This window comes from Pseudomonas reactans (assembly GCF_013387025.1).
Classification (GTDB): Bacteria; Pseudomonadota; Gammaproteobacteria; order Pseudomonadales; family Pseudomonadaceae; genus Aquipseudomonas; species Aquipseudomonas reactans.
The window spans coordinates 259,615-275,358 of record NZ_JACAQP010000013.1; the positions used below are offsets into that span (position 1 = coordinate 259,615).

Annotated in this window: 7 protein-coding genes and 1 pseudogene; all 8 read left to right on the plus strand. The window is 54.0% G+C overall.

From position 1 onward, the window contains the following. The first annotated feature begins 10 nt into the window (after positions 1-10). The 8 genes and pseudogenes from brxC to brxL all read left to right on the plus strand — a co-directional run bounded on the left by brxC (position 11) and on the right by brxL (position 15,536). Positions 11-3,568, plus strand: a complete 3,558-nt coding sequence (gene brxC, locus HX793_RS16315) for a BREX system P-loop protein BrxC (protein WP_177095197.1) — start codon at positions 11-13, stop codon at positions 3,566-3,568. Positions 3,569-3,639: 71 nt separating this feature from the next. Continuing rightward, positions 3,640-5,466, plus strand: a complete 1,827-nt coding sequence (pglX, locus tag HX793_RS16320; RefSeq protein WP_177095195.1) for a BREX-1 system adenine-specific DNA-methyltransferase PglX — start codon at positions 3,640-3,642, stop codon at positions 5,464-5,466. Then, on the plus strand, positions 5,463-6,626 hold the full coding sequence (locus HX793_RS16325; RefSeq protein WP_177095193.1) for an AAA family ATPase: 1,164 nt from the start codon (positions 5,463-5,465) through the stop codon (positions 6,624-6,626). The genes pglX (HX793_RS16320) and HX793_RS16325 overlap by 4 nt, the downstream gene beginning before the upstream one ends. After that, positions 6,623-7,147 carry a hypothetical protein gene (locus HX793_RS16330; protein WP_177095191.1) on the plus strand — a complete coding sequence of 175 codons (525 nt, stop codon included), beginning with the start codon at positions 6,623-6,625 and terminating at the stop codon, positions 7,145-7,147. The genes HX793_RS16325 and HX793_RS16330 overlap by 4 nt, the downstream gene beginning before the upstream one ends. Before the next feature lie 148 nt (positions 7,148-7,295). Continuing rightward, a pseudogene (gene pglX / locus HX793_RS16335) lies at positions 7,296-9,041 on the plus strand (BREX-1 system adenine-specific DNA-methyltransferase PglX); the annotation flags it as partial. Between the two features lies 1 nt (position 9,042). Beyond that, entirely contained in the window at positions 9,043-10,917 is a 1,875-nt protein-coding gene (locus HX793_RS16340) for a DUF262 domain-containing protein (protein ID WP_177097422.1), read from the plus strand. Beyond that, positions 10,914-13,421: a BREX-1 system phosphatase PglZ type A gene (gene pglZ / locus HX793_RS16345; RefSeq protein ID WP_177097424.1), complete on the plus strand. Its 2,508-nt coding sequence runs from the start codon at positions 10,914-10,916 to the stop codon at positions 13,419-13,421. The genes HX793_RS16340 and pglZ overlap by 4 nt, the downstream gene beginning before the upstream one ends. 12 nt (positions 13,422-13,433) lie before the next feature. Next, positions 13,434-15,536 (plus strand): BREX system Lon protease-like protein BrxL, encoded by a 2,103-nt coding sequence (gene brxL, locus HX793_RS16350; protein ID WP_177097426.1) that lies wholly within the window; start codon positions 13,434-13,436, stop codon positions 15,534-15,536. The last annotated feature ends 208 nt before the right edge of the window (positions 15,537-15,744 follow it).

Sequence of the window (15,744 nt, forward strand, 5' to 3'; positions counted from 1 at the left end):
GAAGCAGTCGATGAAACTCAACGGAATTTTCAAGAGCCCAGTCAGTCGCCCGATTGAGGGCGTCATCAAGGCCGACGACGAAGCTAGCTTGTTCAACGAGCTCAGTGAATACGTCCTGACTGATGAAGTCGCCAAGCGTCTGGAGCACTTCCTCGATGCCTATACCGACTACCACCATGCCAATGGCGTCTGGGTCTCCGGCTTCTTCGGCTCGGGTAAGTCGCACCTGCTGAAAATGCTTGCCCTGCTGCTGGAAAATCGCCAGGTCGACGGCAGTACTGCACTGGACATCTTCCTACCCAAGATCAAGGACGACGACGAGCTGTTGCGCGCCCAGCTCAAGAAAGCTGTCGCCATCCCGTCGAAAAGCATCCTGTTCAACATCGACCAAAAGGCCGACATCATCAGCAAGACCCAGGTCGACGCCTTGCTCTCGGTGTTCGTCAAAGTATTCAACGAGATGTGTGGTTATTACGGCAAGCAGGGCTACATTGCCCAGTTTGAGCGCGACCTGGACAGTCGCGAACTGTTCCAACCGTTCAAGGAAGCCTATCAGAGCATCGCCAATAAGCCCTGGGAGCGTGGTCGTGAGCAGGCGCTGCTGGAGACAGGCAATATCGCCAAGGCCTACGCCCAGATCACCGACGAAGACTTGGCGCTGGCCAAGGGCATCCTCGATAAATACCGCGCTCAACACAGCGTTTCCATTGAAGACTTCGGCAATCAGGTCAAGGAATGGCTGGACAAACAGCCGTCCAACTTCCGCCTAAATTTCTTTGTCGATGAGGTCGGCCAGTACATTGCCGACAACACAAAACTCATGACCAACCTGCAAACCGTGGCTGAAAGTCTGGCCACCAAGTGCGAAGGTAGGGCGTGGGTCTTCGTCACCGCACAGGAGGATATGGACTCCGTGATGGGCGATATGAGCAAGCAGCAAAGCAACGACTTCACCAAGATCCAGGCCCGCTTTGCCAACCGTCTCAAGCTCACCAGTGCCGACGTGGCTGAGGTAATTCAGAAACGCCTGCTGACCAAAAACGATATAGGTGCCGACCTGCTGAAAACTGTGTACGACCAGCAGTACAACAACTTTAAAACCCTGTTCGAGTTTACTGATGGCGGCCAGCACTACCAGAACTTCCGCGATCTGGAGCACTTCACCTACTGCTACCCCTTCGTGCCTTACCAGTTCCCGTTGTTTCAGTCGGCTATTCGTGGCATATCCATGCACAACGGCTTTGAGGGTAAGGCCAACTCGGTAGGCGAGCGCTCCATGCTCGGCGTATTCCGCGAAGTGGCCATGGCCATCGACAACGAGCCAGTCGGCCAGCTGGCTACCTTCGAACGCATGTTCGAAGGCATTCGCGGCGCGCTGAAAAGCGCTATTCAAAGCGCCATCAACAATGCAGAGCGGCACCTTGGCGACCCATACGCGGTGCGCGTGCTCAAAGCATTGTTCTTGGTCAAGTACGTCAAGGAGTTCAAGGCTACTCTACGCAATCTCAATGTGCTAATGCTGGAGCGTTTTGGCGAAGACATTCCAGCCCAACGCAAGAAGCTGGAAGCGGCACTTAACTTGCTGGAGCAGCAAACTTACATCCAACGCAATGGCGAGCTCTACGAGTACCTGACCGACGAAGAGAAGGACATCGAAGAAGAGATCAAAAACACGGAGATCGAAACTGCCGATGTCATCAAGGAGCTGGAAACTCTGCTGTTTGATGGTGTGATTAAGCAGCGCAAGGTCCGCTATGAAAACGGCCAGGACTACGCCTATACGCGCAAAATGGACGACCGTTCGCTCAGTCGCGAGTTTGAGTTGGCCATCCACATTGTCACTCCGCTTAGTGACAACTTCGACAACCTCACAGTGCAGCGCATGCAGAGCATGGGACGTGATGAGTTGCGCGTGGTGCTGCCGGCGGATGCCCGGTTCATGCAAGATATCACCCTGCACAAGCGCACTGAGAAATACATCCGACAGAACAGCAGCTCCCAACAGGAAGCGGTCAAACGCATCATCGACGCCAAGGGTTTCCAGAACACCGAACGTTTGGCCGAGCTGCAGGATCGTGCCAAGGAGCTGCTTGGCAAAGCGCACTTGATAATTAACGCCGCCGACGTGGAGGCCACCAGCAGCGACGGTCAGGCCCGTATTCTCAAAGGCTTCTACCAACTGATCGAAACTACTTATCCGAACCTGCGCATGTTGCGCGATGTGCCGTTCAACGAGAACGACATCGGCAAATACCTTCGCCAAGCCCAGGACGGTCTTCTCGGTAACGACGCTACTAGCCTGACCGAGCCCGAGCAGGAGCTACTGGCGTATATCCAGAGTAATGCTCGCAGCGGTGTGCGCACCACGGTCAAAACCCTATTGGAGCGCTTCGAGCGAAAGAGCTACGGTTGGTACTACGCGGCCATCCTCTGTAACCTCGCGCTGCTTTGCGCACGTGGCAAGGTGGAGGTGCGGCAGGACAGCAACCCGCTGGAAGGCGACAACCTAGAGCGCAGCTTGCGCAACACCAACGCTCACACCACCTTGGTGCTGGAGCCGCAAATTGAGTTCAGCGCCTCCCAGGTTCGCCATCTCAAAGAATTCTTTGCCGACTTTTTCGACCGCCCCGCCAGCTGCAACGAAGCCCGCGCTCTGGCGCGTGAAACCATCGACGCCATCAAAGAGCTGGAGATTGATTTAGCGGACCTGCATGGGCAAAAAGCCTTGTATGGTTTCCTCAGCGCGCTGGACGGCGTGATGGCTACCCTCAAGGAAATCGCCGGTAAAAACGCCAGCTGGTTCCTCACCGATCTGTCGCGCACCTCCGATGCGATGCTCGACACCAAAGAGCAGATCATTGAGCCGCTACGCCGCTTCATGGGTAGCCCGCAAAAGGCTATTTACGATCAGGCTCGCCAACTGGTGCAGGAGCAGGAAGACAATTTCGCCTATGTCGCCACGGGTGAGGTTGAAGCGATAAAGGCATTACTCACCGAGAATAAACCCTGGCAAGGCAACCGCCTGCAGGATGCCAAGCCGCAACTGGAGGCCCTGCAGCAAGCCATTGCTAACCAGCTAACCAGCGAAAAGGCTACTGCAGTCAGCCGGATTGCCGAGTTGGAGCTGCGTCTGCAGGGGAGCAACGAGTACGACAGTCTTAAGCCTGAACAGCAGGCTCAGCTCGCTGCACCGTTTGTTGAAGCTCGGCAGTCAATGCAAGGGCAGAAGCGTATCGCCATGATCCGCGATCAGATGCGTGCCTTCGAGGACAACCAATACGCAGAGCTACTGCTCAAATTGGAGCGACTGGCTCGTCCGCAACCGGCATCAGATCCAATCCCGCCGGTCTCCCCGCCCCCAGCGGGACATAAGGGCATCGACTATCCGCCTCCACCAAGCGCAGCCCCCTCCAAAGTGGCCGAATCGCGCCTGGTGTCCGCACGTACTATTAAGGTGGTTTACAGCAAACCTTGGCTGGCCAGTGAGTCTGAGCTGGATGATTACCTGCGACAGCAGCGCGAAGCCTGGCTGAAGGAAATCCAAGCAGGCAACCGCGTACAGATCTAAAACGGACAAGTGCCCCGATCATTTTCGTGAAACCACACAAATAATCGAGCGGGCCTATAAAGAGAAGAATGATGGAAACCACCAAACTCAAGAAGTTCGCCCAGCACGCACGTCGCCTGCTCTTGGAGCAGGTGGGCGCCAAGCTCTCCCTAGTGCTATATGCCAACAGTGCTGCCCGCCGTGAGAATCCGCAAACCGTTGCCCGGCTGGAAAAACAGATCGCCGCGGGCGGACACGAGCAGCTCATCGACAAGGTCGCCTACACCTGGTTCAACCGCTTCTGCGCCCTTCGCTTTATGGATGTAAACAGCTACACCCGTATCCGCGTGGTATCGCCCGCTGATGAAGGCCAGTTCCAGCCGGAAATACTAGCTGAAGCCAAAGCCGGACATATCGACGACGAGCGTGTACCCGAGAAGGTCCGCCAGCAGATCCAGGCTCTACTTAGCGGTAACGCCCCTAGCCACGATCCGCAGCAGGAAGCCTATCGTCTGCTGGTAGTGGCTGAGTGCAACGCCTTCCACAGCGCCATGCCTTACCTGTTCGAGCGCATCGCCGACTACACCGAGTTGCTGATGCCCGACGACTTGCTCTCGGGTAACTCTATATTAGCCTACACACGCGAAGCCATGAATCCCGACGCCTGTCAGGACGTGGAAGTCATCGGCTGGCTGTACCAGTTCTACATCTCCGAGAAAAAGGATGCGGTGTTTGAAGGGCTGAAAAAGAACCAGAAGATCAATCCTGAAAGTATCCCCGCCGCTACCCAGCTATTCACCCCGCACTGGATCGTGCGCTACCTGGTGGAAAACTCTCTGGGCCGGCTATGGATGCTCAATAATCCCAACTCGGCACTCGCTGGGCAGATGGACTATTACATTAAGCCCGAAGCAGCGGAAACAGACTTCCTCAAGATCGATCGCCCGGAAAACATCAAGGTCTGTGACCCGGCTTGTGGCTCCGGTCACATGCTCACCTATGCCTTCGACCTGCTCTATGCCATTTACGAAGAAGTGGGCACCGACCCCAGCGAAATCCCGGAAAAAATCCTCACCCACAACCTTTACGGGATTGAACTGGACGAGCGGGCAGGTGAGCTGGCGGCTTTTGCTCTGACCATGAAAGCCCGCGCCAAACAGCGTCGCTTTTTCAATAAGGCCATCAAGCCAAACATCTGTGTGATGGAAAAAGTGGAGTTCAGCCACGATGAGCTGGATGAATACATTGCATCCGTAGGGCGCGACCTCTTTACCCTCGACTTGCGTGAGACTCTCAAGCAGTTTGAGGAATCCAACAACTTTGGCTCGCTGATTCGCCCCAAGCTCACCGGCGTGCAAAACGTGTTGCCCGTGCTGGAGGCCAAGGACATAGCGGACAACCTGTTCCTCGCCAGCACTCACGCCAAGGTGCTGCAGGTGCTGCGAATGACCGACTACTTGAGCCCGCGCTACGCGGTGGTGGTTGCCAACCCGCCGTATATGGGCGGCAAGGGCATGAATGGCCGTCTGGGTGCGTGGGCCAAGGAAAACTACCCCAATAGCAAGTCTGACCTTTTTGCCATGTTCATCGAGCGCGGTTTTGATCTAACGCCGAAGCATGGCTACAGCGCCATGGTCACCATGCAGAGCTGGATGTTCCTGTCCTCCTACGAGTCGCTGCGCGAACGAATCCTGCGGGAAACGTCCATCGAGTGCATGGCGCACATGGCCAACATGGTGATGGGCATTGCCTTTGGCACGGCGGCGACCGTCTGCAAGAAAGGCGGGAGCCCGGAAGCGCGAGGGGCTTACTGCTATGTCGAATACGAAGACATCGGTGAAGACAATAAGCCCATTGAGTTTCCGCCGCGGAATGAAAGAAATAGGAAGGTTGTTAAGCAGCGAGAGGCCATCCAATGATTTCCCGCCTCGAAGTTAAAAACTTCACTGCTTTCACTGACCTGGCCATTGATTTTTCCCCCAAGATCAACGTGATCATTGGCGAAAATGGCAACGGTAAAACCCAGCTTCTCAAAAGTGTTTATGCCTTGTGTGTGGGTGGCGCCTTGCAGATTGGCAGCACTCGCGACGAGCTTGCGCTAAGCCTAACCCGCAAACTTGTGCGGCTTCTCATGCCGTTGGATGACAAGCTAGGCAACATGCGCCGTCCCGGAGCCCGTGGGAATGCGCAGCTTAAAGCAACGTTTGCGTTAGGCGAAGAACTTGCCCTTACTTTCAATGGGTCTTCAGAAGTAGCTACCGTCAACTCCAACTCTGCGTATTCAAATTATCGGGCCGAGCCGATATTTGTACCTACCAAAGAGGTGTTATCACTGGTGCGCGGTATGACCGATGCGAACCATGACCAGCGTACAGTCGAGTTGATCTTCGATGACGGTTATCTGGATCTGGCGCAGATGCTGTTGCGCGACAGCGTGGATGATCCTGAGTCCAAGAACAATTTAGATCCGCGCTTTGACAGTATCGTACCCAAGCTGGCCAATCTGATTGGTGGTCGCTACCAACTGGAAAACGGAGGATTCCGCTTTCAGTCAGGAATGTATATTGAAAAGTTAGGGCAGAGCAGCGCTGAAACAAAAGCCCCGCAAGTATTTCAAAAGACCTCTACTCGGTTTGTGCCTGCAAAGACTGCAGTGCTATCAAGCGGCATGACCGCTGAAGGCTTCCGTAAGATTGGCGTGCTCCAACGCTTGCTGACAAATAGCACTCTGAATCCTGGCGTCAGTGGCCCGTTGCTGTGGGATGAGCCCGAATCCAACCTCAACCCTAAGCTGATGAAGCTTTTGGTGGAAATTTTACTGGAGCTCTCCCGTAACGGTCAGCAAGTCATTCTGGCGACGCATGACTATGTGTTGCTGAAGTGGATCGACCTGCTGATGGACAAGGGCAAGGGTGATCATGTGAAGTTTCATGCCCTTTATCGAGATGCAGAAACAGGTGAGGTGAAGGTAGATAGCATGGATGACTACCGTGCAATCATCCCTAATGCGATTGCTGAAACCTTCAACGATTTGACGAAAGAACAAGTCAATCGAAAGATGGGGGGGCTTGGAAAATGAGGCTCCGTGAACGCGATCTTGAGATTGACTTTACCGACGCAGTGGATGCCATTGTCTTTGATCAAATGAAGCCAGAGCACCCGAACTATCACGGTCTCGCAGAGATGCACCGGGTAGATTTTGTGGTCGAGTTCGAGCAGGCTATCGTGTTTGTAGAGATAAAAGATCCAGGTAATCCGAAGGCTCAGGCCAAAGGACTAGAGAAATTCCGAACTGAGCTTAATGACGGTAGCCTTAGCAGTACGTTTGCTGCAAAGTTCCTTGATTCGTTCCTCTATCGCTGGGCAGAAGCACGGCTTGATAAGCCCGTGCACTACTTAAATTTGGTCACGTTGGAGGCAGAGTTGCTTCCCAACTTTTCTGACGAAATCGAGCGAAAGCTGCCCCCTATGGGTAAGGCCGTACCCCGTTGGAAGCGACAGCTAGCCGTGAACTGTCAGGTATTCAATATAGAAACCTGGAACGAGAATTTCCCCAAATGGCCTGTCATCCGTTTGCCCGCTGCAGCAGCACAGCCATGAACGTTATGTCATTGCTACGTGCCAGTGAATGCATCGGCAGTCAGGCGCTACGTCAGCTTAAGTCAATCCGTCGCTCGCCGCGCGTCACATTCAGGCCTATACCGAATGACTTTGTGCCCGGCCACGCGAGAAAAACTCTGCCCAAAGGGGGAGAGCAATGAATCAGGGAAATCAAAAGAATATGGAACAATATTTTTATCGGGCTTCGGCGGCGGACTTTAAGAAGATTCCGGGGAGTCCCATTGCGTATTGGGCGAGTGAGAATTTATTTTCCGCTTTTAAAAGTAAGAAACTCAGAGATGTAGCTGATGCTAAGCAGGGGATGGCGACTTCAGATAATGGGCGATTCTTGCGTTTGTGGCATGAGGTGAGCATTGATGAAACATGCTTTGATTGTAAAAGTTTGACAGAGTCAGCGTGTCGATCTGAGACGTGGTATGCTTATAATAAAGGTGGAACTTTCCGGCGTTGGTTTGGGAATAATGAGTACGTTGTAAACTGGCATAAAAATGGTGAGGAACTCAGAGAGTTTGTTGAGGAAATAAATAAGCTAAGGCCTGGTGGGCGGCTTAAGAATCAAGAGTATTATTTCCTTGAAAATATAACTTATTCAGCTCTTAGTTCTGGTTTGTTTTCTGCTAGATATAATCAGCCAGGCTTTCTTTTTGATACTAAGGGTTCGTGCATTTTTCCAAAATCCATAAGCATGGATGTCTTGTTTTCTATGCTTAACAGTAATGTGGCCCAGACGTTTTTGAATATTCTTTGCCCGACACTGGATTACAGTTCTATAGGGATTAATGCGATTCCGGTTATATCGCCTGATCGGCCTGTTCCGATGAAAGATCTATTGGGTATAGCTAAAGCGGACTGGGATGCCTATGAATTGTCGTGGGATTTCAGCAGCTTGCCACTCTTGCACACCGATCATCACCAACCTTCGTTGCATGAAACCTACAAAAACCTTCGTGCTCACTTGCGTGGGTTAACGGAGCAAATGCAATGTCTTGAACAAGAAAATAACCAGATTTTCATCGACGCCTATGGCCTGCAAGACGAGCTGGACGCAGGGGTCAACATCCAGGAAATTACACTTTCCTGTAACCCGCACTACCGCTATGGCGGTGACAAGACTGATGCCGAGTTGGAGGCGCAGTTGCAGGCCGACACCATAGCCGAGTTCCTCAGTTATGCTGTAGGTTGCATGTTTGGCCGCTATAGCGTGGACAAGCCGGGACTGGTGTTGGCTAACCAGGGCGATACGCTTGCCGACTACCTGCGCCAAGTTCCCGAACCTCGTTTTATGCCGGATGAAGACAATGTCATCCCGCTGTTGGATGGCGAGTGGTTTGCCGATGATGTAACTGAGCGCTTCCGCACCTTCCTGCGCGTGACCTTTGGCGAACAGCACTACGAAGATAACCTGGCCTTTATTGAGGCATCGTTGGGCAAGGACGTGCGCAAGTACTTTACCAAAGACTTCTACACCGATCACGTTAAACGCTACAAGAAGCGTCCGATCTACTGGCTGTTCGCCAGCCCGAAGGGCACCTTCAGTGCGCTCATTTATGTGCACCGCTACCGTCAGGATACTGTGAGTGTGGTACTGCAGTACCTGCGTGACTTACGCAAGAAGCTGGCTGATGAGCTTAGTCGCCAGCAGACCATTGTCATTAATCCTAACGCTGAACAGGCGAAGAAAACTAAGGCTCAGAAGGCTGTTGAGATCCTCAAGAAGCAACTGCTGGAGCTGGACGACTATGAGCGCGACACTTTATATCCGCTGGCAACCGAGCAGGTGCAACTGAATCTGGACGATGGCGTCAAGTTCAACTACCTCCAGCTAGGCTCCGCGCTGAAAAAAATTACTGGGCTGGAAGCCAAGGAAGACTGAGATGTCAGGACGCTTCGAGAAGGCGATCACGATTCGCCAGGCGATACGCAACATCGATGACCGGACGTTTCTGCTCCCGGCGATCCAGCGCAATTTTGTCTGGTCGCCCCAGCAGATCTGCGTGTTATTTGATTCCCTGATGCGCGAGTATCCGATCAATACATTCATGATGTGGGATGTGACGAGCCCGGAGATCAAGAACAAATACCGCTTCTACAGCTTCCTAACCGACTACTGTCAGCGATTCAAGGAGTCCAATGACTACGTTCCGACTCAGGGCGACTTCAAAGACTTCAAAGCAGTCATCGATGGACAGCAGCGGCTGACTTCGATCTACATCGGTTTGAAGGGCACTTATGCCTACAAGCAGCCCCGTGTCTGGTGGCCCAATGCGCGTAACGACCAAGTGCTGCCGCCACGTCGACTCTATCTGGATCTTGCTAAGGGGCTGGACGGAGCGGACAACGACTCGATGGCCCACTACCATTTCCGATTTCTGACCGAAAAGCAGGTGTCGGCGTTTAGTGATGACCCTTCCTCGCGCTGGTTTGAAGTGGGTAAGGTGTTGAGCCTGCCTGACGTGCGTTCTGTAGATGAGATTCCGTTCGAGGTGGTCTTGCCCTACCTTGAGAAGCATGGGCTGGCCTCCAACAGCTTTGCGCGTAAGGCGTTGACCCGCCTGTACTATCTCGTCAGGCATGAAGAGGTAATCCACTTCTACAACGAGGAAAGTCAGGATATCGATCACGTACTGGATGTATTCATCCGCACGAACAGTGGCGGTACGCCGCTGGCGTTTTCGGACTTGTTGATGTCGATCGCCATCGCTAACTGGGATGGGGATGCTCGCAAAGATATAGACGAACTGGTGACCGAGGTACGGCAAAGCTCGGAGATGCAGTTCTCGATTGGCCGTGACTGGGTGCTTAAGACCTGTCTGATGCTGACGGGGGCTGATGTGCGGTTCCGGGTCAAGAACTTCGACTCCGATCAGGTGAGCATCATCCAGCAGCAGTGGCCGGAGATCAGGGCTTGTGTGGTCGCAACCTTCAAGCTGCTGCGCAAATTCGGCTTAAACGACCAGTCGCTGAGAGCCAAGAACGCGGTCATCCCGCTGGCGTTCTATATGTACAAGCAGTCCTTCCGTGACAAGCCGCTGTATCACACCATCAACAACATCAACTACCTACGCGAAGAGCGCTTGGCGCTGTCCCGCTGGTTACATATGGTGCTTTTGCGAGGGATATTTGGTGGGCAGGCTGATGGTGTTCTGACCAAGATGCAGCGGTTGTTGGCTAGGCATTTGGACAAGGGGCTGTTCCCCTTGGATGAAATCATTGAGGCCTTCACCGCAACCAACAAGGATCTTCGTTTTGATGAGGCCTATCTGAGGGGGCTCCTTGATATTCAGTATGAGGATTCAAGGTGCCGTTCGGTCCTAAACCTGCTATTCCCCGAGATCAATGAGAACCTGCAACTGGACATCGATCATCTGCATCCGAGCAGCGCCTTTGCAAAGGCTGCTCTAGCCAAAAAGGATTTCCTTCAAAAAGATCCCGGATTGATGGCGTTCTATCAGAGCTCCATTAACTGGAACTCGATTGCCAACCTGCACCTGCTGAATGCTTCGCAGAACCGCTCGAAGAAGGATCTGTCACTGGCCGACTGGATGACAGAGAAGGACACCGGATTCAAGCCGGTCGACCTGCTACTGAATGACGACGACAGTCTGCATTTTGCTCACTTCCAGACGTTCTGTGAAAAGCGTCGGGAAGCGTTGATGCAACGGCTGCGCCGCAATGTCGTGGTTAGCGGAACGCTTTCGATGATCGAGGAAGTGCTGGACGAAGATGAAGAGATCGAGGCCGTGGCATGAGTAACCCCAAAATCAGCCAGGCCCTGAGCAACCTGTTCGACAAGCAGCGCATAGTGTTCTGGTATGACACGCGCCTGGAATTTCGCGCTGATTTCGAGACGCTGGAGTTGCCGGATGTCGAGAAAATCGTCCTGGCTAACAATGAGTTTGGCGTGAAATACCGCCTCCTGCGCGAGCAACCGGAACAGAAGTTTCTGCTCTACCGTGAAGGTGCTGAGCCTCCGCATTTGCACAATTGGCTGTTGGATGTGCAGCTCGCCAGTGGCAATTGCTTCCGTACCGATCAGGTTTCCTTGTGGCTGGCTGAGCTGGAGTTGGGACCGGACTGCTATCCGTTGCTGGAAGCGCATGTGGCGTTTTTCGAATCAGCCAAGCGCCGCGAGGCACTCGGCAAGTTGCTGGAACCGGGTGATTCGCAGAACCTGCTGCAACGCAAAATGCTTGCTGTATGCGCCGGCAACGAGCCGCGCCTGGATGTGATTCTGGAAAACCTGCTGGGTGATCTGGCCGCTAGCAAAGATGTGCGGGTCAAGTTAATCGAAAGCAGCGGCTTGAATGTCTATCTGTGGGAGCAGGTGAAGCGCGCCTATGGCTATAGCTCCGAGCAACCAGGGTTGCACGATTTCGTTATCGAGCTGTTTAAGGCTTGTTTCATGCTTGGGATCGACCCGGCTTATAAGGCGCGACTGTCCGCTGAGGCGCTGGTGTTCCTCAAACGCTGGAAGGACAGTCGTTCACATGAGCAGAGTTTCGAGACACTGTCTGAGCAGTGCGCGGCGGTGCTGCAGATCGACGACAAGCTGCAAACCCTGGACTGGCGTAGCCTGCTGGAGCTGGATTATTTCGAGCTGATCGACCGCAAGATCCTCAGTGAGCTGGTACGTGCCGTGGTGGCCCGTACAGTGACCGCTCAGGAGGTGGAGCAGTGGGTACGCCAGCGCCGTCAGAGCCACTGGTTTGAGCGCTTCAAGGATGTGTACCTGGCGCTGGAGCATGCGGCGCAGTTCATCCAGGTATTGGACATCACGCAGCTGCAAATGGAGTCGCTGACTGATGGCGTGCAAAAGTACGCCAGCCAGTGGTTCAGGCTGGATCAGCGTTACCGCAAATTCGTCTATCACCTGCGCGAATCCGGCCAGGCTTCGTTGTTGGGTGAGTTGGCTATGCAGGTCGAGAATCTGTACGGCAACAACTACCTGAGCCGTCTTAACGACCGCTGGCAGCAGCATGTGGATGCAGCTCAGCAGTGGGAGGCCGCGCCCGTAGTGCTACAGCGCAACTTCTTCAGCCGCTATGTGCAGCCCTTTGTGGAGCGCAGAACTAAGGTGTGTGTGCTGATTTCCGATGCGTTCCGCTATGAGGTAGGCGAGGAGCTGCAAAGTCTGATTCGTCAGGAAGATCGCTTCGAGGCCGAGCTGGATCCGATGCTGTCGATGCTACCGAGTTACACCCAGCTAGGAATGGCGGCGCTGCTACCCAACAGCAGTCTGCAACTGGCCGACAATGACAGTGGTGATGCCATAGTGGATGGTCTGAGCGCTCAAGGCTCGGTCAACCGGGGCAAGATACTGGCGACCAGGGTTCCAGCATCCCAGGTGGTACGAGCGAAGGATCTACTGGCGATGAACCAGGCTGATTCTCGTGCCTTGCTGCGCGACAACGAGGTGGTTTACGTCTATCACAACCTGATCGACAAGACCGGCGACACTCGTGATACCGAGGAGCGGGTATTTGCGGCGGCCGAGGAAACGCTCAGTGAGCTGATCCGTCTGGTGAAGAAGCTGACCAATGCCAATGCCAGTAACCTGCTGATCACTGCCGATCATGGCTTCATCTATCAGAATCATCCGCTACAGGAGAGTGATTTCCTCAGCGGTGAGCCGGAGGGCGATGAGGTCCTCTACCGCGACCGGCGTTTTGTACTGGGTCGTAGCTTGCGCGAAGGAGCCAGCTTTAAAACCTTCAACCCGGTACAGCTAGGCCTGACGGGTACGCTTATGGTGCAGATTCCCAAGTCCATCAACCGTCTGCGCCTGAAAGGGTCTGGCAGCCGCTTTGTGCACGGTGGTGCCACTCTGCAAGAGGTGGTGATCCCGGTCATCCGAATAAACAAGAAGCGCCAGAGCGATGTGGGCCGGGTGGATGTGGAGTTCATTGGTGGCGGTGGCAAGACCATCACCACCGGGCAGTTGGCGGTGGTGCTCTATCAAACCGAGGCAGTGACCGAGAAACTGCAGCCGCGCCGGTTGCGTGCAGGTCTGTTCACACTGGATGGAGAGCTGGTATCCGATCAGCATGAGCTGTTGTTCGACTTCAGCTCTGCTAACCCGCGTGAACGGGAGTTGCCGGTGCGCTTCATTCTCAGCCGCAAGGCTGATGAGGCGAACAATCAGCAGGTGGAGCTGCTCCTTGAAGAGACCGTGGAAGGCACTTCACACTTCACACGGTACAAAGCCGCGCGTTATTCCATTCGCCGCTCGTTCAGCAGCGAATTCGATTTTTAAGCAGGAGCTCCAATGAGTCAGCTCGACGACAAGATCAACCAGCACTTTGCCGGCCTGGTGGTGCGCAAAGACCTGGTCAAAGCAGTGAAGGGCAACGCTATTGTGCCGTCGTATGTGCTGGAGTACTTGCTGGGCCAGTACTGCGCGACCAATGACGAGGCGACGATCCAGACCGGTATCGAGACCGTCAAGGAGATCCTGCGCAAGCACTATGTCCACCGAAACGAAGCTGGGCTGGTACGCTCGACCATCAAGGAGAAGGGGCGGCACAAGGTTATTGACCGTATTAGCGTCTCATTAAACGACAAGGATGACGTGTACGAGGCTGAGTTCGCCAACCTGGGCATCAAGAAGGTGCTGATCGACTCCAACACCGTTAAGGCTCACCAGAAGCTGCTGGTGGGTGGTGTTTGGTGCATTGCGGATGTGGAGTATGAATACACCGAGGACAAGTCTGCCTCACCTTGGATTCTGGCCTCGCTAAAGCCAATTCAGATTTCCCGCTTTGATTTCGACGGCTATCTGGAGGCACGTAAGCAGTTCACCACTGATGAGTGGATTGACCTGCTGATCCAGAGCGTAGGTTTCAATCCGCAGATGTTCGGCAAGCGCAATAAGCTCGCTCAGCTTATCCGCCTTATCCCGTTCTGCGAGCGCAATTACAACCTGATCGAGCTGGGGCCGAAGGGCACCGGCAAGTCGCACGTATATTCCGAGTTTTCACCCCACGGCATTCTTATCTCCGGTGGCGAGGTGACAGTTCCCAAGCTGTTCGTCCATAACGGCACGGGTAAGCTCGGCCTGGTGGGTTACTGGGATGTAGTGGCTTTCGATGAGTTCGCCGGCAAGCAAAAGCGAGTGGACAAGGCGCTGGTGGACATCATGAAGAACTACATGGCCAACAAGTCATTCTCGCGGGGAGTGGAAACCTTGGGAGCAGAGGCCAGCATGGTGTTTGTGGGTAATACCGATCACACCGTGCCGTACATGCTTAAGCATACGGACCTGTTCGACCCGCTGCCGGAAAAGTTCCACGATTCAGCCTTTCTCGATCGCATTCACTGCTACATCCCCGGTTGGGAAGTGGATGTCATCCGTGGCGAGATGTTCTCCAGTGGTTACGGCTTCGTGGTGGACTACCTGGCCGAGATCCTGCGCTCGCTTCGTAGTCATGACTACTCAGATCGCTATAAGGGCCATTTCACTCTATCCGACGATATTTCGACGCGCGACCGCGATGGCATCAACAAAACCTTTTCTGGTTTGATGAAGATCCTGTACCCGCATGGCGAGGCGACAGACGCCGAAGTGGAAGACGTATTGCGCACTGCAATTGAAGGGCGCAAGCGGGTGAAGGATCAGTTGCTACGCATTGACGCGACCTATCCGGCAGTTCGTTTTGCCTACAAGGGGGGGGATGCTCAGGAGCGGTTGGTGCGCACTCTGGAAGAGGATGAGTATCCTAATCAATACCATCGAAGGGGAGCGACTGAAGTTTGTACTGCAGACTTACCCCAAGTCGATACTGACCCTTTGGCGCTTATCGAGGCAGCGCCAGCCATGCAAGGGCCAGCTTCACGCCCAAGCAATCCTGCGCCGATGGAACCAGTGCTGAAGGAGCAGCATTTGGTCTTCCACGAAAATCAGCGAGGACTGAGTTTTGACAAGTTGTTCAGTCCCTATCTGGTAGGTGCCAAGCGCATCATCATCACAGACCCCTATCTTCGTATGTTCCACCAGTTGCGCAACTTGATGGAGCTGATGGAGACCATTAGCAAGATGCAAGGCCCGGAAGATGAGGTGGTGGTTCATGTGGTGACCGTTGAGGATGATTCCAATGGTGATCGTCAGACCGAAAGCCTGCAGAAGATCGCTGATGCTTGTACGGGTGTTGGCATCCTGTTCAGTTGGGCCTACGACACTAGCGGCACCAAGCATGATCGAGACATCACAACCGACACGGGTTGGAAGATAGTGCTTGGTCGTGGTTTGGATGTTTTTCAGCGCTTTGAGCTGAATGATGCCTTCAGCTTTGCGAATCGGCTCCAGCAGCATCGGCAGTGCAAAGAATTCAGTGTGACCTTTGTGCGAATTGGCCCGGCAGCTTGCTCGTAGGTTTACGACGATTAGGCAGAGGCAGAGGCAGAGGCAGAGGCAGAGGCAGAGGCACTCTGATTTGTGTTCGCAGCACGACTAAGAAAAGTAAGGCCGACTGCGGATGCCCTTAGGCGTGGGGAAGTCATAGTTTCGGCTGCAGCAGGAGCTGACTACAACAACCGCTGGATCACGACAAAAAATAAGTGAGGGGAGTACCCTGCCGATG

What these genes read in the sequence shown, in the direction of transcription:
- pglX (WP_177095195.1), top strand. Translation starts at nt 3,640, where the DNA reads ATGGAAACCACCAAACTCAAGAAGTTCGCCCAGCACGCACGTCGCCTG.
- HX793_RS16330 (WP_177095191.1), top strand. Translation starts at nt 6,623, where the DNA reads ATGAGGCTCCGTGAACGCGATCTTGAGATTGACTTTACCGACGCAGTG.
- HX793_RS16340 (WP_177097422.1), top strand. Translation starts at nt 9,043, where the DNA reads ATGTCAGGACGCTTCGAGAAGGCGATCACGATTCGCCAGGCGATACGC.
- brxL (WP_177097426.1), top strand. Translation starts at nt 13,434, where the DNA reads ATGAGTCAGCTCGACGACAAGATCAACCAGCACTTTGCCGGCCTGGTG.
- pglZ (WP_177097424.1), top strand. Translation starts at nt 10,914, where the DNA reads ATGAGTAACCCCAAAATCAGCCAGGCCCTGAGCAACCTGTTCGACAAG.
- brxC (WP_177095197.1), top strand. Translation starts at nt 11, where the DNA reads ATGAAACTCAACGGAATTTTCAAGAGCCCAGTCAGTCGCCCGATTGAG.
- HX793_RS16325 (WP_177095193.1), top strand. Translation starts at nt 5,463, where the DNA reads ATGATTTCCCGCCTCGAAGTTAAAAACTTCACTGCTTTCACTGACCTG.